18 protein-coding genes are annotated in these 20,276 nt (G+C 62.1%); 2 read left to right on the top strand and 16 right to left on the bottom strand.

Features of this window, described 5'->3' with window-relative positions; genetic code table 11:
* Positions 1–34 precede the first annotated feature (34 nt).
* The 7 genes from J1C56_RS05290 to glpD form a co-directional block, all read right to left on the bottom strand.
* Positions 35–1,759: an ABC transporter substrate-binding protein gene (locus J1C56_RS05290; protein ID WP_214386753.1), complete on the bottom strand. Its 1,725-nt coding sequence runs from the start codon at positions 1,757–1,759 to the stop codon at positions 35–37.
* Between the two features lie 74 nt (positions 1,760–1,833).
* Positions 1,834–2,115 (bottom strand): DUF2160 domain-containing protein, encoded by a 282-nt coding sequence (locus J1C56_RS05285; protein ID WP_055979040.1) that lies wholly within the window; start codon positions 2,113–2,115, stop codon positions 1,834–1,836.
* A gap of 13 nt (positions 2,116–2,128) precedes the next feature.
* Positions 2,129–2,947, bottom strand: coding sequence for a carbohydrate ABC transporter permease (locus tag J1C56_RS05280; protein ID WP_214388231.1), 819 nt, complete (start codon positions 2,945–2,947; stop codon positions 2,129–2,131).
* 112 nt (positions 2,948–3,059) lie between these two features.
* The gene (locus J1C56_RS05275; RefSeq protein ID WP_115732541.1) at positions 3,060–3,926 is read right to left on the bottom strand and encodes a carbohydrate ABC transporter permease; all 867 of its coding nucleotides are present in this window, start codon (positions 3,924–3,926) and stop codon (positions 3,060–3,062) included.
* 2 nt (positions 3,927–3,928) lie between these two features.
* Entirely contained in the window at positions 3,929–4,996 is a 1,068-nt protein-coding gene (locus tag J1C56_RS05270; protein ID WP_214386751.1) for an ABC transporter ATP-binding protein, read from the bottom strand.
* Positions 4,997–5,005: 9 nt separating this feature from the next.
* Positions 5,006–6,088, bottom strand: coding sequence for an ABC transporter ATP-binding protein (locus tag J1C56_RS05265; RefSeq protein WP_214386749.1), 1,083 nt, complete (start codon positions 6,086–6,088; stop codon positions 5,006–5,008).
* 35 nt (positions 6,089–6,123) lie between these two features.
* Positions 6,124–7,653: a glycerol-3-phosphate dehydrogenase gene (gene glpD, locus J1C56_RS05260; RefSeq protein WP_214386747.1), complete on the bottom strand. Its 1,530-nt coding sequence runs from the start codon at positions 7,651–7,653 to the stop codon at positions 6,124–6,126.
* A gap of 485 nt (positions 7,654–8,138) precedes the next feature.
* On the opposite strand from glpD, the gene J1C56_RS05255 reads away from it, so the two are divergent.
* Positions 8,139–8,660 carry a c-type cytochrome gene (locus J1C56_RS05255; protein WP_214386745.1) on the top strand — a complete coding sequence of 174 codons (522 nt, stop codon included), beginning with the start codon at positions 8,139–8,141 and terminating at the stop codon, positions 8,658–8,660.
* Between the two features lie 78 nt (positions 8,661–8,738).
* On the opposite strand, the gene J1C56_RS05250 is transcribed toward J1C56_RS05255, so the two are convergent.
* From J1C56_RS05250 to J1C56_RS05220, 7 genes are all read right to left on the bottom strand, one after another.
* Entirely contained in the window at positions 8,739–10,031 is a 1,293-nt protein-coding gene (locus J1C56_RS05250; protein WP_214386743.1) for an NCS2 family permease, read from the bottom strand.
* Between the two features lie 308 nt (positions 10,032–10,339).
* Positions 10,340–11,425, bottom strand: a complete 1,086-nt coding sequence (locus tag J1C56_RS05245; RefSeq protein WP_214386741.1) for an ABC transporter ATP-binding protein — start codon at positions 11,423–11,425, stop codon at positions 10,340–10,342.
* Positions 11,422–12,351, bottom strand: a complete 930-nt coding sequence (locus tag J1C56_RS05240) for a PfkB family carbohydrate kinase (protein WP_214386739.1) — start codon at positions 12,349–12,351, stop codon at positions 11,422–11,424. The genes J1C56_RS05245 and J1C56_RS05240 overlap by 4 nt, the downstream gene beginning before the upstream one ends.
* Positions 12,352–13,374 (bottom strand): SIS domain-containing protein, encoded by a 1,023-nt coding sequence (locus J1C56_RS05235; RefSeq protein ID WP_214386737.1) that lies wholly within the window; start codon positions 13,372–13,374, stop codon positions 12,352–12,354.
* Positions 13,374–14,219: a carbohydrate ABC transporter permease gene (locus tag J1C56_RS05230; protein ID WP_214386735.1), complete on the bottom strand. Its 846-nt coding sequence runs from the start codon at positions 14,217–14,219 to the stop codon at positions 13,374–13,376. The genes J1C56_RS05235 and J1C56_RS05230 overlap by 1 nt, the downstream gene beginning before the upstream one ends.
* Positions 14,219–15,103 carry a carbohydrate ABC transporter permease gene (locus J1C56_RS05225; RefSeq protein WP_214386733.1) on the bottom strand — a complete coding sequence of 295 codons (885 nt, stop codon included), beginning with the start codon at positions 15,101–15,103 and terminating at the stop codon, positions 14,219–14,221. Before J1C56_RS05225 ends, J1C56_RS05230 begins: the two co-directional genes overlap by 1 nt.
* Positions 15,104–15,178: 75 nt before the next feature.
* Entirely contained in the window at positions 15,179–16,417 is a 1,239-nt protein-coding gene (locus tag J1C56_RS05220; RefSeq protein WP_214386732.1) for an extracellular solute-binding protein, read from the bottom strand.
* Between the two features lie 228 nt (positions 16,418–16,645).
* On the opposite strand from J1C56_RS05220, the gene J1C56_RS05215 reads away from it, so the two are divergent.
* Positions 16,646–17,863 (top strand): ROK family transcriptional regulator, encoded by a 1,218-nt coding sequence (locus tag J1C56_RS05215; RefSeq protein WP_214386731.1) that lies wholly within the window; start codon positions 16,646–16,648, stop codon positions 17,861–17,863.
* A gap of 604 nt (positions 17,864–18,467) precedes the next feature.
* Here the strand turns inward: J1C56_RS05215 and J1C56_RS05210 are convergent.
* Both J1C56_RS05210 and J1C56_RS05205 read right to left on the bottom strand, forming a co-directional pair.
* The gene (locus J1C56_RS05210; protein ID WP_214386730.1) at positions 18,468–19,112 is read right to left on the bottom strand and encodes a flavin reductase family protein; all 645 of its coding nucleotides are present in this window, start codon (positions 19,110–19,112) and stop codon (positions 18,468–18,470) included.
* A 2-nt stretch (positions 19,113–19,114) separates the two neighbouring features.
* Positions 19,115–19,900: an aspartate/glutamate racemase family protein gene (locus J1C56_RS05205; RefSeq protein WP_338001403.1), complete on the bottom strand. Its 786-nt coding sequence runs from the start codon at positions 19,898–19,900 to the stop codon at positions 19,115–19,117.
* Between the last annotated feature and the right edge of the window lie 376 nt (positions 19,901–20,276).

The raw sequence follows: 20,276 nt of genomic DNA, 5'->3' as shown, positions 1-20,276 counted from the left end.
ATGGTTGGTCGGGCGGATACTTCCGCCCTTGCGCTTACTTGCTCCAGCTCTTCACCAACTCGTCGTAGTTGATGGTGACAGGCTTTTCCTTCTCGTTTTCGATCTTCAGCTGCGGCGCGAGATTGCCGGCCTTGACCGCTTCGGCGTTCCAGTAGGCGAGATCATGCTCTTCCGCCATCTTCGGGCCGATGTCGCCCTGGATGCCAGCGCGCTCGAGGCGTTCCAGCACCTTTTCCTGCTCGGCGCACAGCGAGTCCATGGCTTCCTGGGCCGTCTTGGCGCCCGAGGATGCGTCGCCAATCGCCTGCCACCACAGCTGAGCCAGCTTCGGATAGTCAGGCACGTTGGTGCCCGTCGGCGACCATTGAACGCGGGCCGGCGAACGGTAGAACTCGATCAGGCCACCGAGCTGCGGGGCACGGTCGGTGAAGCTCTTGTGGTCGAGCGTCGACTGGCGGATGAAGGTCAGGCCGACATGGCTCTTCTTCACGTCGACAGTCTTCGAGGTCACGAACTGCGCATAGAGCCATGCGGCCTTGGCGCGGTCGTCAGGCGTCGACTTCAGGATCGTCCACGAACCGACGTCCTGGTAACCGAGCTTCATGCCGTCCTTCCAGTAGACGCCGTGCGGCGAGGGTGCCATGCGCCACTTCGGCGTGCCGTCCTCGTTCATCACTGGCAGGCCGGGCTTGACCATGTCGGCGGTGAAGGCGGTGTACCAGAAGATCTGCTGGGCAATCGCACCCTGGGCCGGCACCGGGCCGGATTCGGAGAAGGTCATGCCCTGGGCTTCCGGCGGCGCGTAAGCCTTCAGCCAGTCGAGATACTTGACGATCGAGTAGACCGAGGCCGGTCCGTTGGTGTCGCCGCCGCGCGCGACGCAGGAGCCGATCGGCTGCGACTTCTCGTTGACCTTGATGCCCCATTCGTCGACCGGCAGGCCGTTCGGCAGGCCCTTGTCGCCGTTGCCGGCCATCGACAGCCAGGCGTCGGTGAAGCGCCAGCCGAGCGAGGGGTCCTTCTTGCCGTAGTCCATGTGGCCATAGACCTTCTGGCCGTTGACGTCCCGGCCGGTGAAGAACTCGGCGATGTCCTCATAAGCCGACCAGTTGACCGGAACGCCGAGGTCGTAGCCGTACTTCGCCTTGAAGTCGGCCTTGTTCTTCTCGTCGTTGAACCAGTCGTAGCGGAACCAGTAGAGGTTCGCGAACTGCTGGTCGGGAAGCTGGTAGAGCTTGCCGTCGGGAGCGGTCGTGAACTTGGTGCCGATGAAGTCGGCGATGTCGAGGTTGGGGTTGGTGACGTCCTTGCCCTCATTGGCCATCCAGTCGGTCAGGCTGCGGGCCTGCAGATAGCGCCAGTGGGTGCCGATCAGGTCGGAATCGTTGACATAGGCGTCATAGATGTTTTCGCCCGACTGCATCTGCGTCTGCAGCTTTTCGATGACGTCGCCTTCACCGATCAGGTCGTGCGTGATCTTGATGCCGGTGATGTCGGAGAACGCCTTGGCGAGCGTCTTCGATTCATACTCATGCGTGGTGATGGTTTCCGAAACGACCTTGATCTCCATGCCGGCGAAAGGCTTCGCCGCATCGACGAACCACTGCATTTCTGCTTCCTGGCCGGCGCGGTCGAGCGCCGATTGATCCTTGATCTCGGCATCGAGGAAGGCTTTCGCCTCGTCCATGCCGGCAAAGGCATTGCTTGATCCCAAGAGCAGGGCGATCACGCTTGTTGATGCTAGAATATGGCGTCGCATTAATTTCCTCCCAAACAAGGTTGCATTGCCATTTGGCGCCGCCGCGGGCTTGCGGCGGTCCAACATTTCCCCCTCTAGACGAAGCGGAATACGCCGATCGCGTAGACCACTGCGAGAGCGAGAGCCCACCACAGGTTGGGCCCGATCAGACCCAGCCATGCGAGATGAATGAAGGCGCTGCCGAGCAGCGAAACGAAAAGCCTGTCGCCCCGGGTCGTTTCAAACCGAAGGATGCCGACGCGCGGATTGCCGCCCGGCGAGAAATATTCCCACACGCCCATGCCCACGAGCATCAGGAAGATGGTGATGAAGAAGGCCGCTGTCGGCAGCGTCCAGGCCATCCATGAGAAGTCCATCACAAACGCTCCCTCAGACGCGGCCCAGGGCAAAGCCCTTGGCGATGTAGTTGCGGACGAACCAGATGACGAGCGCGCCCGGGATGATGGTCAGGACGCCTGCCGCGGCGAGCACGCCCCAGTCCATGCCCGAGGCCGAGACGGTGCGCGTCATGATGGCGGCGATCGGCTTGGCATCGGTTGTGGTCAAGGTGCGGGCGATCAACAGTTCGACCCATGAGAACATGAAGCAGAAGAAGGCGGCGACCCCGATGCCGCTTGCGATCAGCGGTACGAAGATCTTCACGAAGAAGCGCGGGAACGAGTAGCCGTCGATATAGGCGGTCTCGTCGATCTCCTTAGGCACGCCCGACATGAAGCCTTCGAGGATCCACACCGCGAGCGGCACGTTGAACAGGCAATGGGCGAGTGCGACCGCGATATGCGTGTCAATCAGTCCGAAGGCTGAATAGAGCTGGAAGAAGGGCAGGGCAAACACTGCCGGCGGTGCCATGCGGTTGGTCAAAAGCCAGAAGAACAGGTGCTTGTCGCCCAGGAACCGGTAGCGCGAGAAGGCGTAAGCCGCGGGCAGGGCGACGGAGATCGAAATCGCCGTGTTCATCACCACGTAGATGATCGAGTTGATGTAGCCCTTGTACCAGGATGGATCGGTGAAGATCACAGCGTAGTTGCGCAGTGTCGGGTTCTGCGGCCAGAGCGAAAAGGCGCCCAGGATTTCCTGGTTCGACTTGAAGCTCATGTTGATGAGCCAGTAGATCGGCAGCATCAGGAAGATGATGTAGATCGTCGGCACCACCCACCAGAAGCGCGATTCCTCACCGCGCCGCCGCATTCGCCGGGCAAGCGCTTCGTCCACGGCGCCGCCATGGACTGCACCCGTCGTGGTCACGGCATCACGCATCATCTTGTCCTTGTCTGCGACCGCTTCCCTTGTCCCCGCCATCTCACTTCTCCACGTCGTAATTTGTCATCACGGTGTAGAAGACCCATGACAGCAGCAGCACGATCAGGAAGTAGATGATCGACATCGCTGCCGCCGGGCCGAGGTCGAACTGGCCGACGGCCATCTTGACGAGGTCGATTGACAGGAACGTCGTCGAATTGCCGGGCCCGCCGCCGGTGACGACGAAGGGCTCGGTGTAGATCATGAAGCTGTCCATGAAGCGCAGCAGCACGGCGATCAGCAGCACGCGCTGCATCTTTGGCAGCTGGATGTAGCGAAACACCGCCCAGCGCGACGCTCCGTCGATCTTGGCTGCCTGGTAAAAGGCATCGGGGATCGACACCAGGCCAGCATAGCAGAGCAGCACGACCAGGCTGGTCCAGTGCCAGACATCCATGATGATGACCGTCACCCAGGCATCGAACGGGTCGTTGACGTAATTGTAGTCGAAGCCGAGCGCATGCAGCGTGTAGCCGAGCAGGCCGATGTCGATGCGCCCGAAGACCTGCCAGATGGTGCCGACGACATTCCACGGAATGAGCAGGGGCAGCGCCATCAGCACCAGGCAGACGGGTACGCCCCAGCCTTTCCTCGGCATGTTGAGCGCGATGAAGATGCCAAGCGGGATCTGGATCGCCAGGATGATCGCCGAGAAGATCAGGTTCCGTCCCATCGCCGCCCAGAACCGGTCGGAATGCAACATCTCCTCGAACCATTCGGCGCCGGCCCAGAAGAACTGGTTGCCGCCGAATGTGTCCTGTACCGAATAGTTCACCACCGTCATCAGCGGGATGACCGCTGAGAAGGCGACCAAAACGAGCACCGGCAGCACCATGAACCAGGCTTTGTTGTTCCAAGTCTTTTCCATGGTTACGCTCCCATCTCGACGCGCCAGGACTTGTCGTAGAGGTTGATGCCGGCGGGGTCGAAGGTGATGTGCGGATCGGCCGGCACATTTTCGTCCTCGCCCAGGATCGCCGCGATCTCACGGCCTTCGAGGCTGGCGCGCACCACCTTGTGGCGACCGATATCCTCGACCTTTCGGATCGTTACGGGCATGCCCTTGGCGCCGAGCCGTACGTATTCGGGGCGGATGCCGAGTTCGATGCCATTGCCCTCGGCCTTGGGCGCGCCGGGCAGGTCGATCACCTGGCCGCCGAGCTTGGCGCGCTTGCCTTCGACGGCCACCGGCATGACGTTCATGCCGGGCGAGCCGATGAAGTAGCCGACGAAAGTGTGCTTGGGGCGCTCGAACAGTTCGGCCGGGGTGCCGATCTGGACGATCTCGCCGTCATACATGACCACCACCTTGTCGGCGAAGGTCAGCGCTTCGGTCTGGTCGTGGGTGACATAGATCATCGTGTAGCCGAAGCGGCGGTGAAGCTGCTTGAGCTGCGAGCGCAGCACCCATTTCATATGCGGGTCGATGACGGTCAGCGGTTCGTCGAACAGGATTGCGTTGACGTCCGAGCGGACGAGGCCGCGGCCGAGCGAGATCTTCTGCTTCTGGTCGGCGGTCAGCCCGCGCGCCTTGCGCTTGGCCCAGCTGGCGAGGTCGATCATGTCGAGCGTCTCGCGCACCTTGCGATCGACGTCGGCTTCGGGCACGCCCCGGTTGCGCAGCGGGAAGGCGAGATTGTCGTAGACGGTCATGGTGTCGTAGATGACCGGGAACTGGAACACCTGGGCGATGTTGCGCTCTTGCGTCGACAGCCGCGTCACGTCCCTGCCGTCGAACAGAAGCTGCCCGTGCGAGGCATGCAGCAGTCCCGAAATGATGTTGAGCAGCGTGGTCTTGCCACAGCCGGACGGGCCGAGCAGCGCATAGGCGCCGCCGTCGTCAAAGCTGTGATGCACTTCCCTCAGCGCGTAGTCCTTGTCGGATTTCGGGTTCGCGCCGTAGGCGTGGCGGATGTGGTTGAGGTCAATGCGTGCCATCTCGCCCTCCTATGCTGCCAGCTGCGATGGCGAAGCGGCCGAGCGGCCATTTGCGTCGAAAACCATGACGTGACGCGGATCGATGAAGACCTCGATGGCTTCATCGGGCTCGAACTGGTGGATGCCGTGCGACAGCATCACCCAGCGTGCGTCTGCGTAACTGAGATGAACGAAGCTCTCCGAGCCGGTGATTTCGGTCACCGAGACCTTCGCCTTCACGCCCACGGCATCAGCAGTGCGCTTCTCAAAAGAAAGATGGTGGGGCTGGAAGCCGATCGTATAGCTGGCGTCGGCAATGCCGGCGAGGTCTGCCGGCACCGGGAGGTCCACCCCACCATCAAGCTGGAAACTGCGGCCGCTTTTCTTCAACACGATGGTGTTGAGCGGCGGGTCGGCAAAGGTCCGCGCCGTGATCAGGTCGTTCGGCTTGCGGAAGACCTCGATCGTCGGGCCGAACTGGGTGATGCGCCCTTCAGACAGTGTCGCCACATTGCCGCCGAGCAGCAGCGCTTCATGCGGTTCGGTCGTGGCGTAGACGAAGATTGCGCCCGTTTCGGCGAAGATCCTCGGCAATTCGGCGCGCAATTCCTCTCGGAGCTTGTAGTCGAGATTGGCCAGCGGCTCGTCGAGCAGCACCAGCCTGGCGTTCTTGACGATGGCACGGGCAAGGGCGGTGCGCTGCTGCTGGCCGCCGGAGAGATTGAGCGGCGTCCGGCCGAGATAGGGGGTCAGCTTGAGCAATTCGGCGGCGCGCTTGACCTCCTGGTCGATCGTGGCCTTGTCGGCCCCGGCAACACGCAGCGGCGAGGCGATGTTGTCGTAGACCGTCATCGCCGGATAGTTGATGAACTGCTGGTAGACCATGGCGATCTTGCGCTTCTGCACCGGCACGCCGGTGACATCGACGCCATCGAACCAAATCGAGCCTGCAGTCGGCTTGTCGAGCCCGGCCATCAGCCGCATCAGGCTGGTCTTGCCCGAAAGAGTCGGCCCCAGAAGCACATTCAGGCTGCCATGCTGAAGCGTCAGCGAGACGTCGCGGATATGATCCACGCCGGCGACCGTCTTCGTAACGTTGCGCAGTTCCAGCATAATTCCTCCTCCCAGAGGCAGACGCAGGCTGTTGCCTATTCCGCCGCGGCGTTGTGCAGGCCCGGGCTTATTCCCTGAAGAAACTCGTCGAGTGATGCGGCCTGCTCCTTGCCGAGCTTCAAGCCCCGCTTGGTGCGCCGCCACAAAATGTCTTCTGATGTCACCGCCCACTCCTTCTCGACGAGATAACGGACCTCGGCCTCGTAGAGGTCGGCGCCGAAATTCCGTCCCAGGTCGGCATCGGACTTGGCAAGGCCGAGCAAGGCCTTGGCGCGCGTGCCGTAGAGCCTGGTCAAGCGACGGGCGAGGCGCATGTCGAGGAACGGGTAGACCGCCTTGAGCTTCACCACTTCCGCATCGAACCCTGTCGCTTCGAACTCGCCGCCGGGCAGGGCTGCCGTAGCTGTCCAGGCTTTGCCCTTCTTGCCCAGCTGTTTTTCGATGATGTCGAGCATGGATTCGGCAAGGCGCCGGTAGGTGGTGATCTTGCCGCCGAAGATGTTGACGATCGGCGCGCGGCCTTCGCCGCCATCGGCCTTCAGCACATAGTCGCGCGTCGCTTCCTGGGCCTTGCTGGCGCCGTCGTCATAAAGCGGGCGAACGCCGGAGTAGGTCCAGACGATGTCGTCGGGTCGCACGGGCTCGGCGAAATATTCGCTTGCCGCATCGCAGAGATAAGTGATTTCGGCCTGGCTGATCCTGGCTGTGTGTGGATCGCCTTCATAATCCTGGTCGGTGGTGCCGATCAGGGTGAAGTCTTCCTCGTAGGGAATGGCGAAGATGATGCGGCCATCCTTGTTCTGGAAGAAGTAGGCGCGCGGGTCGTCGAACTTCTTCGCCACCACGATATGGCTGCCCTGGACAAGCCGCACATTGTGGACGTTGTTCTGTCCCACGGTCTCGGTCAGCACGTGGTCGATCCAGGGGCCGGCGGCATTGACGACGAGGCGCGCCTTGACCTCCTCGATCTGACCGCTGCGCAGGTCTTCGACGCGGATGTTCCAGTGGCCATTGTCGCGGCGGGCGCTCGTCACCTTGGCGCGGGTGCGGATGACGGCGCCCCGGTCGGCCGCGTCGCGGGCGTTGAGAACCACCAGTCGCGCGTCGTTGACCCATCCGTCCGAATATTCGAAGGCACGCGAAAACATCGGCTTGAGCGGCTTGCCGGCGGCATCGCTGCGCATGTCGAGGGTGCGGGTCGGGGGCAGCAGCTTGCGGCCGCCGATGTGGTCGTAGAGGAACAGCCCGAGCCGGATCAGCCAGGCCGGACGCAGGCCTTTTGCATAGGGAAGGACAAAGCGCATCGGCCAGATGATGTGCGGCGCGTTCTTCCACAGCACCTCGCGCTCCATCAGCGCTTCGCGCACCAGCCTGAATTCATAGTGCTCGAGATAACGCAGGCCGCCATGGATCAGCTTGGTCGAATAGGAAGACGTGCCGGAGGCGAGGTCGTTCATTTCGGCGAGGTAGACGGAGTAGCCGCGGCCAACAGCGTCGCGGGCGATTCCGCAGCCATTGATGCCGCCGCCGATGACGAAGATATCGTGGATTTCGAGTCTGCTCACGCCTTCGTCGCCTTTTCGCACTGCAGCAATTTAAGCAATTTTCGAAGCTAGTTTTGAATGAATTCGAACTGAAAATGAATGTCAAACGAAATATATCGATGATCGACGGCCCTGAGAAGACCATGCGAGAGATTCGAATCTCTTGGCGAAATATCGACCAAAGTGAGGATGTTTTCCGTTTTTTTGGCAGCGAAACCTGTCGCTCGCGAACAACGCACGACAATTGCCTAGTGCGTTTTTCGCTTTCGGGCATAATCGGTGAAAACGAAAGGGCGAAAGGGGTAGGCCGGGCTGTCCTGAACGCCGTTAGAGACGGATGACGTAGGCGGCGCGTTTCGCCAAGACATATACCGAATGCTCTATCGCACCGGCTATGGTCAGCAGGCAGCTGTGGTGCGAGAATCTGGCACGCTCCAGGCCGTTCGGCAGGAGAGGCGGCGGATGTTCGAGGAAGGGAGAGACAGGCAACAACAAGGGGCGAAGCGATGTTTCGTGCAGCGTTTGGACTTGCGATTCTGGTGACAGCTATGGCCGCCTCGCCGGCAGCCATTGCCGACGATGCGCAGTTGGCGCGAGGCGAATACCTCGTCACGATGGGCGGATGCACCGACTGCCACACCCAGGGCTATCTCTTGGGAAAGCCGGATGATTCGAAGTATCTTGGCGGCTCGGACGTTGGTTTCGAAATCCCGGGGCTGGGTGTCTTCGTCGGCCGCAATATCACGCCCGACAAGGAAACCGGCATCGGCGACTGGACGGCTGAACAGATCGTCGCCGCGATCCAGACCGGGCAGCGGCCGGATGGGCGCCAACTGGCGCCGATCATGCCGTGGCAAGCCTTGGCAAGACTCACTCCTGAAGACGCTGGCGCAATTGCAGCTTTTCTCAAGAGCGTGAAGCCAGTCAGCAACGCCGTGCCTGGCCCATTCAAGCCGGGCGAAAAGGTCTCGACCTTCACATTCAGGATTTTGCCACCGGGTGAGACCGCGGCGGCCGCGCCCAAGTGAGTCAGCCCTCCGCGTGGCTGGTCGAAACGCAGATCGCCGAAGGCCGCTGACAGCCTCCGGCGATCGTCATGCTGAGTCTCAGTGCGCGAAGAAGGCGAAGCGGATGATGAACAGCGCTGCCACAAGCCACGTCGCTGCGTGCACCTCACCGGGACGCCCGGTCAGAAGCTTCAGTGCTGCGTAGCTGACGAAGCCGAAGGCCAGGCCGTTGGCGATCGAGTAGGTGAACGGCATCATCAGTGCGGTCAGCGCGGCAGGCGCTGCCTCGGTGATGTCGGCCCATTCGACCTCGACCAATTCGCGCATCATCAGGCAGGCGACGTAGAGCAGGGCAGGCGCCGTCGCATAGGCCGGCACGGAGCCTGCCAGGGGCGAGAAGAACAGCGCGGCAAGAAACAGCACGCCGATGACCAGGGCGGTGAGGCCGGTGCGGCCACCGGCCTGGACGCCTGAGGCGCTCTCGACATAGGCGGTGGTGCTGCTGGTGCCGAGCAGGGAGCCGGCGACGATCGCCGTGCTGTCGGCCAAAAGCGCGCGGCCGAGGCGATTGGGCTTGCCGGGTTCGATCAGCCCGGCGCGCTTGGCGACGCCGATCAGCGTGCCGGTGGCGTCGAACACTTCGACCAGCACGAATACCAGGATGACGTGGACCAGGCCGGCATGCAGCGCGCCCATGACGTCGAGCTGCAGGAAGGTTGGCAGGATGGAGGGCGGCATCGAGACGATGCCATTGAACTGGCTGACGCCGAGTGCCATCGAGGCGATGGTGATGACCAGGATGCCGATCAGGATCGCGCCGCGCACCTTGAGCGCGTCGAGCGCCGCGATGATGAAGAAGCCGGCGACGGCAAGCAGCGTTCCGGTCTGGCTGAGGTCGCCGAGCGTCACCAGGGTTGCCGGGCTGGCAACGACGATGCCCGAGCTTTTCAGCGCGATGATGCCGAGGAACAGGCCGATACCGGCGGCGATGGCGCTGCGCATCGAGTGCGGGATACCGGCGATGAGCCAGCTGCGCACGCCACTGATCGTCAACAGCAGGAAGATGACGCCGGAGATGAAGACGGCACCGAGTGCCTGCTGCCAGGAAAAGCCCATGGCGCCGACGACGGTGAAGGCGAAGAAGGCATTGAGACCCATGCCCGGCGCCATGCCGATCGGCCATTTCGCCACCAGCCCCATGATCAGCGAGCCAATCGCTGCGGCAAGGCAGGTGGCAACGAACACCGCGTTGCGATCCATGCCGGTGGACGACAGGATCTCGGGGTTGACGAAGATGATGTAGGCCATTGTCAGGAAGGTCGTGACACCGGCGATCACTTCGGTCCGGACCGATGTGTCTTGTTCCTTCAGGTTGAAATACTTCTCGAGCACTCTTTGCTTCCTCCCATGCGGTGCGGGAGCGGCCGTCCGTCACGCGCAGGGCTGCAATGGTCCATGATCCTGAGCGGATCGGAGAACCCGTGGCCTTGCCGAGCGTTGCTGCTCCTCACACCTGTCGGCTCTGACGCTGTCCCAGCGTGTCCATCCCAAGCCGACCGTGACCGATAATTTGACGCAAGACATGATTGCCTTGAGCAAACCGGGCCAATTTCTGCCCGTTGCTTCGATCGCACAAGTGGCAGTTGCTAGAAGCAGTTTCGCGTTTTTGTTGATGGATCCCGCCAGTTCGGACGATGTCCTCAGGCGAGGCACGCCCGCCCGGAGGCCCTGTCGAACAGATGCAGAGCGTCGTCATCGAACAGAAATACCGCAGCGTCACCTTGTCCGAGCTTGGCCCGAGGCGCAAGGCATGCGGTGAGCTTTTGCTGGCCGATGCGGGCGGTGGCGACCAGTTCGGGCCCGGTCAGTTCGACCACCTCGATTCGAGCCGGAAGGGCGTGGCCGCCTGATTGATCGGCAGATGCCAGTCTCAGGGCTTCCGGTCTGATGCCGAGCGCAAGCTGCTTCCCATCAGATGCCGCCGGTCTGAACCGTTCCGGCAGAGGCAACCGCACATCCGAACCGACAATCGAAAGTGAGCCGTTGTCGACCTCGACATCGAGGATGTTCATTGGCGGGGAGCCGACGAAACCGGCGACATAGAGTGTGGCGGGATGGTTGTAGATCTCTTCCGGGGTGCCGAGTTGCTCGATGCGGCCATCCTTCATCACCGCGATGCGGCTTGCCAGCGTCATCGCCTCGATCTGGTCGTGGGTGACATAGACGACAGTCGTCTTCAGCATCTGGTGCAGGCGCTTGAGTTCGGTGCGCATTTCGAGCCGCAGCTTGGCGTCGAGATTCGACAGCGGTTCGTCGAACAGAAACACCTGTGGCTTGCGCACCAGCGCCCGGCCGATGGCGACGCGCTGACGCTGGCCGCCGGAGAGCTGGCTCGGCTTTCGGTCGAGCAGGGGCTCGATCTGCAACAGCCTGGCCGCCTCCTGGACGGCCTTGTCGCGCTCGGCGACAGGAACCTTGCGCATCTCAAGTCCGAAACCGATGTTCCGCCGGACGCTGAGATTGGGGTAGAGTGCATATGACTGGAACACCATGGCGATGTCGCGGTCCTTGGGATGAACCCCCAGGATGGAACGGTCTGCGATCCGGATATCGCCGCTCGTTGCTTCGGCGAGTCCGGCGATGATGTTGAGCAGCGTCGACTTTCCGCAGCCCGACGAGCCGAGCAGCACAAGGAACTCGCCGCTCTGCAAGGCGATGTCGATGCCTTTCAGCGTTTCCACCGCGCCGTAGCTTTTGCGGATGTTCTGGATTTCAAGCGCACTCATGCAACGTCGTTCCTAAAATCCGGCAGGCTGCCGTAGCTGCGGGGCAAGGTGGAAATGGCCCGCGACGCGATCTGGACCCCGGCAGCAAGGCAAGCAGCGAGCGGCTGGTCTTTGGCAAGGGCGGCAAGGAAGGCGGCGTTGAAGACGTCGCCGGCGCCAATGGTGTCGATCACCTTGACGGCCGGCGCTGCCGCCAAGACCAGCTTGCCATCGGGACCGATGGCAATGGCGCCATCCGGCCCGCATTTGACGACCAGGATCGCGCCGGTTGGCATGCTCGTCCAAAGTGCGGCGGCCGCTTTGTCAGGGTTGTCGAGGCCGGCAAGTGTTGTCGCCTCGACCTCGTTCAAAAGTGCGCAGTCGCAATGCGAAAGCCATGCGCGCGTCAAGGCGCAGTTCTCCTCAGTCCAACCGTCGGGCGGCCAGCCGGTGTCGAGAACGACCGAGATGCCGTGGCCATGCGCCCAGTCGAAGAAGGCGTCATATTCACGTGCGAGGTCGGTTGTCAGGAATGCGCCACACAACAAGGCATAGCCGCCGGACAGGTGCTCGCCATCGAGTACCGAAAGCGTGTCGGCAAGGCTGAAGCGGGGCAGGTGACCATGCGTGGTGAAGAAGGTGCGCTCGCCGTCGGGATGGGTGATGCCGACCGAAAGCGTCGTGCGCTCGGCAGAGACCGGCCATTTGGCCGCCCGGTCGCCGAAGGCATCGCGCAGCCACAGGCCGAACTGGTCGTTGCCGACATTGGCCGCGATCTCGAAGTCGATGCCGAGCGCCTCCCAGGCAAGAGCGCTATTGCCCGCCTGGCCACCGACCCGCAATTCGTCGTGGTCGACGATGATCTCGGTGCCCGCCTTGGGCCAGGGGGCCGTGGGGCCCAGAATGAGGTCGACATTGACGTTGCCGATCACCGCAAGCGGACGCATTCATTCGCTCCGCGTGATCTTGGTCGAACGCACCGGCGTGCCGGCGTTTTCTACATGGGCGTCGGCGAAGGCGATCATCAGGCGCTGCGCCGTCGGCAGCATGGCAAAGATGGCGTCCATGCCGGTGGCCGGCTTGAAGGCAAGCATGGTCGCGCCCGCCACTGGCGCCTCGCCCGAGGAATCGAAGATCACGACGGGTGCGCCGGTCTCGACGGCCGAGATAGCCATGGCGGTGACGAGCGTCGCCGTCGGATCCTTGCCACGAAACAGCACCACGCCGATGTCAGGCCCCAGCATTTCCATCGGCCCGTGCCGCAGCTGTCCGCCTTCGAGCGAAAAGCACGGGCGCCGCGACAGCTCGGTCAGGCCAAGCGCCAGCGCTTCGGCAACGCCCTGCAGGCGACGCCCTGAAGTGACGACGCTTCTGACATTTTCTAATGCTGAGAGGGCTGGGCGGATGTCGATGCTCTCAGGCGCCTGGAGCGCAACGAGCGCGCCGCTCGGATGCTCGCCAAGGGCGGCGAGGATGGCGAGGTGAAGCGCGAGGGTGACGGTCAGGCTGCGGGTCGCGGCAAAGGCTAGCTCGGTGCCGCCGACGCCGACCAGCGACGGCGCTGTCCGGGCGAGGAACGAACCGGCCTCCAGTGTCAGTCCGAAGGTCTCGGCATTGCCGCCTGTCTCGGTGAACCAGCGCACCACCTCGGCACTTTCGCCTGACTGCGACGTCATGATCACCGTGCGGCCATCGAGCGCCAGCGGCTGGCCGAGTTGCTCGGACAGCGGCACGGCGATGGCATCGATGCCGAGCGCGCGATAGAGCGGCTCGACGGCGCGGCCGACGGCGTGAGAGCCACCCATGCCGAGCAGGAGCAACTGGCCGGTTCTTTCGAGTGAGGCAGCCACCCTGGCCGCCATCTCGGCGGCTTCGGCGAACGATGCCAGCGCATCGCCGTGCTGGCGCGCCATTTCGCGGTCGATCGCCACGAGGCCGGCAGGTCTGGTCGTTGGTGAGGTCATGGTCATCATCCTTTCACGCCGCCGCTGGTCAGGCCGGAAATCAGGGCGCGCTGCATGACGAGCCCGATCAGCACCGGCGGCAATGCTGCCAGCACACCGGCGGTGGCGATCAGGCCGTAGTCGGAGACACGGCCACCGGCGAGGTCGGCGATGGCGACCGTCAGCGTCTTGGCGCGCAGGTCGGAGGTGAACAAAAGCGCGTAGAAGAACTCGTCCCAGGCAAGCAGCAGCGCAAATAGCGCCGAGGTGGCCACCACGGGCGCTGCCAGCGGCAAGGTGATGATGCGCAGCGTCTGGAACAGGCTGGCGCCGTCGATCATCGCGGCTGACTCGATTTCGCGCGGGATCGAATCGAAGCCCGACTTCATCAGCCAGGTGGTGAACGGGGCGAGGATCGTCAGGTAGACGAGGGCCAGTCCGAAGATGTTGTTGAGCAGGCCGAGCCAGGCCAGGCCCATGTAGAGCGGCACGGCGAGCGCCACCGGCGGCAGCATGTAGGTGGCGATCACCACCGACAGCGACCAGCCGACAGCCGGCGTGCGCGAAACCGCCCAGCCGGCTGGGATCGCCAGTGCGATCGCTGCGATCGTTGCCATGCCGGCGATCCTCAGGCTGTTGTAGAGCGAAGCAACAAAGGATGCGCCGGCGGAGTTTTCGACGGTTGAAAGCAAAACGGCATAACGCGAGAAGTCGACCTCTTGCGGCCACCAGCGCAATGGCTTGGCCGAAAGGTCCGCAGCCGGCGAGATGCTCATGATGAACAGCCACAGCACCGGCGCCAGGATCACCACTGCCAGCAGAAGTGCCGAGGCATAGATGAAGGCGGTGAAAAGCAGGCTCTTGCGTTCCATCAGGCGGTGCTCCCCGCAGCTTTCCGGACCAGGGCGGCATAGGCTACCGCCAGCACGGTGACCAGCAAAGTGACGATCAGTGCCAGCGAGGCGCCGGAGCCGGCGCGCTGGAACGAAAATGCCTCCTGGTAGACGAGGATCGACAGCGTCCGCGTTGAATTCGCCGGCCCACCCCGGGTCATCACCCAGATGATGTCGAAAACCTTGAACGCCTCGATGGTACGCAGCACCAGCGCCACCAGAAGCGGCCCGACGAGATAGGGCAGGATGACGAAGCGAAACCGCGCGATCGGCCCGGCACCGTCAACCATCGACGCCGCGGTGATGTCGCGCGGCACGGCCTGGAGTGCTGCCAACGCAATGAGGGCAACCAGGGGAAAATTCTTCCAGCAGTCGGCAACGATCAGCGCCGCGAGTGCGGTATTGGGTTCGCCAAGCCAGGAGCGATAGGCGTCGAGCAGGCCGACCTGGGTCAACGCCGCGTTCAATGCGCCATATTCGGGATTGTAGATCAGCCTCCAGAGCGTGGCGTTGACCACCGTGGGCAAAGCCCAGGGCAGGATCATCAGTGCACGCAGTAATGCTCGACCGCGAAACTGCTGATTGAGCAAAAGGGCGGCAAGAACGCCGAGCACCATCTCGGCCGCGACCGAGATGACCGCGAACCATGTCGTGGTAACAAGCGTGCGCTGGAAGTTCGTGCCCGAGATCATCCTGGCGTAGTTGTCGAGGCCGACGAAACTGCCCTCTGTGCCGACGAGCTTGGCGTCGGTGAAGGAAAGCCGGACGGTGTCGACGAGGGGCCAGCCGATGACTGATATCATGACCACGAGCAAAGGCAGCATCAGCAGCCATGCGCGGGTCGTCATCCATGAGCCCGACATGAGGCGACTCTTTTCACTACTTGAAACGAAAGGGCCGGGCGGCCGGAGCCGCCCGGAAGTTTGGGGCAGTAAACCTCAGAGGCCGCTGTTTTCGGCAGCACCCTTGAGGGCGTCTTCAGGCTTGGCCTGGCCGAGCAGCGATTCCTGGATGGCCTGCTGCAAGGCCGTCGACAGCTCCTGGTACTTCGGTGTCGTCGGGCGCGGATACATCGCGGCAAGGCCGAGCTTGGCGGCGGCGATCAGCTCTTCCTGGCCCTTGGTGACGGCGGGATCGTCGTAAGACGAGGCCCAGATCGGCAGGCTGAGCTTGGCATACTGGTTCTGCGTTTCCTGCGAGGTCATGAAGGTGATGAACTTCCAGGCTTCCTCAGGATGCTTGCTCGCCGAAGTGATGCCGAGGCCCATCGAGCCGTTGACGGCCGAGACTTCGCTCTTGCCGGCGACACCCGGGGCCGGCACGACGCCGACCTTGCCGGCGACCTTGCTGTCCTTGGGGTCGTTGGCCATGTTGTACATGTAGGTCCAGTTCAGCGCGAAGGCGGCTTCGCCGTTCTGGAACACCTTGCGCACGTCTTCTTCGAGGAACTCCTTGGAGTTCGGATTGGTCAGCCCTGAGGTGTAGCTCGTCACCATGTAGTTCAGCGCGTCGAGCCCGCCGCCGCTCTGGAACGCCGGCTTGCCGTCCTTGAGGAACTCGCCGCCATAAGCACTGACCAGCGTGGTGTAGTCACAGATCGCAGCTTCCGCCTGCGACCAGCTCCACGAGATCGGCGTGGCCAGAAGGCCCTTGTCCTTGATGATCTTGGCCTGCTCGGCCAGTTCGTCCCAGGTCTTGGGTGGGGTCTTGATGCCGGCCTTCTCCAGGATTTCCTTGTTGTAGAACAGGTACTTGGTGTCGAGGATCCAGGGCATTCCATAAGACTTGCCGTCATAGTTGACGGTCGTCCAGGCGCCCGGCAGCACGCCCTTCTTCATCTCGTCGGTGATGCGCGAGGACACGTCGACCAGCACCTTGTTGGAGGCATACTCCGCCGGCCAGATGACGTCGAACAGCACCACGTCGTAGCCGCCGCCCGAACCCTGGGCCAGAACCGTCTTGTCGTGCAGCCCCTCGTAAGGCACGAATTCGAGGTTCACCTTGATATCGGGGTTGGCCTTGGTGAAGGCCTCGGCCATCGCCCGCACGTCTGCCTCGCTATATGCAGCCTGCGCCATGAACAGCGCGTTGATCGAGGTTTCGGCGAACGCATGGGGCATGAAGGCGCCACTGACGAAAGCCGCGCCGAGCAATGTCCTGCTAATAGATTTCAACATTTGATCCTCCATTTTTTGACTTTGGCAAAAATTCGCGATGCCTGCTGTGCCCGCATCTCCTTGTGAATGGCGTCGCATGACGGTCCTTTCCCAAGCGATGTCCTGGTCGAAAGCGCGACGGCTCCAGCCGTCATTAATTCCCCGGAACTCTCACGGCTCCTTATTAAGTCAACTGACTTGACTTATTACTTCTGCAATTATCTATTGGAGTCAAGAGGGGAAACACAGGTGAACGATATCAGCCCGATCCGAGCCACCAGCGGCACCAATCAGGAAGGCACCAGCGCCCACAATCGCCGTGTCATGATCGATGCGTTGCGGCTCAACGGCGCGTTGTCGCGCGCCGATCTGGCGCGCGCGACGCAACTCACCAAGCAGGCTGTCTCCAACATCATCGATGAACTGGAGCGCGACGGTTTTGTCGTCTCGCTCGAGGCGGTGAGAAAGGGCAGGGGCCAGCCCTCGACGCCCTACCGGCTCTTCCCGGAAGGTGCGTTCGCCATCGGCTTGCAGATCGATCGCCATTTGACGCGTGCGGTCGCCGTCGATCTGGTCGGGACAGTCTTGGCGCGTGCCGAAGCGAACCTGCCACCAGACGATCCCTCAGGTGGGGTCAAGATCATCCTTGGCTTGATCGAGGGTATCAGGGGCGAACTGGCAATGATCTCCGAGCAATCGGAAAAGCGTCTCGTCGGTCTCGGCGTCGCCATGCCCGGCCCTTTCGGGCTGGAGGAGTTCGGCGACAACAAATGGATGATGCCGGCGTGGCAGAAATACCCGCTTTTGGAAACGCTGGCGGCGGGCACCGGCCTCGATGTCAGCCTTCAGAACGACTCGGCCGCCTGCGCAATTGCCGAACGCATGGTAGGGGCAGCACACGGCCTCGATCACGCCGTCTGCCTCTATGTCGGCTATGGCATCGGCGCAGGTCTCATCCTCAATGGCGAGCTCTACCGAGGCAGCTACGGCAATGCCGGCGAGATCGGCATGGCGCTGCTTTCGCCACGCGGTGCCGACGGTGCTGTTCTGGAACACCGGGCGTCGCTCGCCTCGCTCTACCAACAAATCGAGCTCAATCCGTCGGACGCCGACCTCTATGAACATGTCGCTGCGCTGGCTGAAGCCAAGGACCCGGCACTGCTTGCCTGGGTCAACGCCGCCGCCCAGGATCTACGCTGGTCCATTCAGCTCATCGAAACGATCTTCGACCCGCAGACAGTGATCCTGACCAGCGGTGCGCCGGAGGCTTTGGCGCGCCTGATCCTCCAGGCGATCCTGCCGCTGCCACCGTCAATCGCCAACCGCCCGGACCGCGCCTTGCCGCGGCTGCAACTCGGCATCACCGATCCGTGGTCGATCGCGCTCGGCGCCGCCGCCGAGCCGATCAGCCGTGCTTTCGATCCACGCTTTTCGGCAATTCTCAAGACACGCACCGATGGCCTTTGAGGACTGGAGTTTGCCGCCAAATTCTCTCCAATGAAAATAAATTGACAGACGGGCAAATGTGCGATTGCATCGCCATTGCCTGATGATGCGGAAGCGCGAGCGTTCGCTCAGGCTGGGAGGCCGACGATTAAAGCCGGTTTCCCCGAGTGCATGATCAGAGCAAGCCCGCTCAACCTACAAGTCGATGACGATCCGGAACTCGCAATTCCAGGGACAGGGCTCATAGCGCGACAAAGCTGAACCGCAGCTTCGTCGAGTTGAATGAGAACCGACCTGGAGAGAGTTCACTCGCCGAAGTGACCTTGCCGCAATTTCTGCATCACCTGTGCGCCCAGATATGGGGAGGACGTCAAGGCGCGTGTCCGCCCATCTAGCAGTGGCTAACAAATGTCGCCGGGCAAAGTTTGCCTAGGTCGGCAGTAACGTCAGTCAATTGCTTTCGGGCAGAGCGATAGATGTCGGCTTCGCGCCCATGCCGGTCATTGAGGTCAGATCTGCCCTTGCCTTAGAGCTACCGGTTTCGCTAATTTCGGCCTTGGTTTGACACGATCATGGGGCCTTGGTTCTTTATCCCTCAAGCACCTTTAGGTGCTTTTTTCCTGCCTCATTTAAGCTGCGGCAGGGCCGGCGGCTTCCTCGTGATGAGAAGCTCGGCCGGATGCTTCAGCACGAACTGGTTGTCGGCGACGATGTAATTGTCGGCATGCATGCGCGCTATTGGCTGGTAGACCTCCGGCCGGACATAGCGGCCGCGCTCGTCCATGCATTCGTCGCGGACATACATCTGCATGACCTCGCCAATGACGATGGTGCGTCGGCCATAGTCGAGGATCTGCGACACCTTGCACTCCATGGCGCAAGGCGATTCCTCGATGCGGGGTGCTGCGACCTTGACCGACGGCGTGCTGGTCAGACCGGCGAACTCGATCTCGTCGACGTCGCTGGGGAAGTTGATGCCAGTGACGATCATCTCGCTGGCGATGGCCATGTCGACCATGTGGACGACGAACTCGCCCGAGCGCCTGATGTTGGCGACGGTGTCCTTGGCGGTGCCGTCGGGACGGGTCTCCATGCCGAGGATGAGCAGCGGAGGCTCGTGCGAGAAGACGTTGAAGAAGCTCATGGGCGCGGCATTGTTGCAGCCGTGCTCGTCAATGGTCGTGACGAGCGCGATGGGGCGCGGACCGACGAAGTTGGAGAGCAGACGGTAGCGGTCGTTCTCGGGCAGTTCTGCGAAATCGAAATCCATGATCAGCTCCGCCGGATCGCCAAATAGGCGGTGCGCTCACGCTCATTGGCTGGAAACAGTTTGGCCGGCGCATAGCCAGAGAGCTTGCCTAGGTAGGGTTTGGGCAGCGGATATGCCAAATCGCCAACCTTGGATGTGCGCAGCCGCATTCCCACGATTGCTTCGGCAAACTTGATTGCAGCAGCCACGCCGTCGATCACCGGAACGCCGAGCCGTTCTTCCAGGTATTTCGCCAGGTCCGCCATGCCGGCGCAGCCGAGAACGATTGCTTCCGAGCGATCATCACGTAGCGCTTCCTCGCACTCGCCCAGGATGATTGCACGAGCGCTGGACCCCGGCTTTTCAAGCTCCAGCACGGGGACATCGGTTGCCCGCACGCGCCGACAATGGCCCTGCATGCCGTAGTTGCGAACCAGCTGTTCGGAGATGACGCGGGTGCGTTCGAGTGTCGTGACGATGGAGAAGCTGGTGGCGACAAATGCCGCCGCATGCATGGCCGCTTCCGCAATGCCAATGATCGGAGCTGCGGTGATCTCTCTGGCCGCGAGCAGCCCCGGATCGCCGAAGCAGCCGATCACATACGCGTCGGCGGCATCCCCTTCCAGTATCTCATCGATGGTGCCCAGGACGCTCAAGGCTTCGTCGTAGTGCCCTTCGATCGATGCCGCGCCGGACCGGGATGTCGCGAGAACAACTTCGGTGCCGCGCGCTGCAACTGCGCGCGCGGCTTCGCCCATAAGCTCGGTCATCGAAGCTGTGGTATTGGGATTTATCAGCTTAATTCGCACTCTTTCTCTCCATAATTGTATACAATTATTTGCCAGTCTTGGGCTCTCGACGGAGCGCGATAGCTGGTCTCCGAAATGTTGCATGCCAGTTCGGTCCGCAGCGTTGCAGACGAGGCAAAGCTAGCTTTCCAGCAAAGCGTCGCCGCTAGCCTGGCAACCGCCAAGCTTTCTTAGAGCTCTATTGGCCCCGGCTCGGTGAAGAGGCCGGCTCTCCTCCGTCGATCACGCCATGCGCGCAACTTCCTTTCGAAAAATACGATATTGACGTAACATTGTATACATGCCTAGAATGATATGTCTATACAAGTGAGCGCTAATTTCCGCAGCGGAAGTTTCAAGGCGCCAGGGAACGACCATCAAAGAGAGGAGCTACCCA

The organism is Aminobacter anthyllidis (genome assembly GCF_018555685.1).
In the GTDB taxonomy this organism is placed as follows: domain Bacteria; phylum Pseudomonadota; class Alphaproteobacteria; order Rhizobiales; family Rhizobiaceae; genus Aminobacter; species Aminobacter anthyllidis.
Note: the sequence above shows the minus strand (reverse complement) of the source record. Positions and strands in the feature narration are given on the sequence as shown.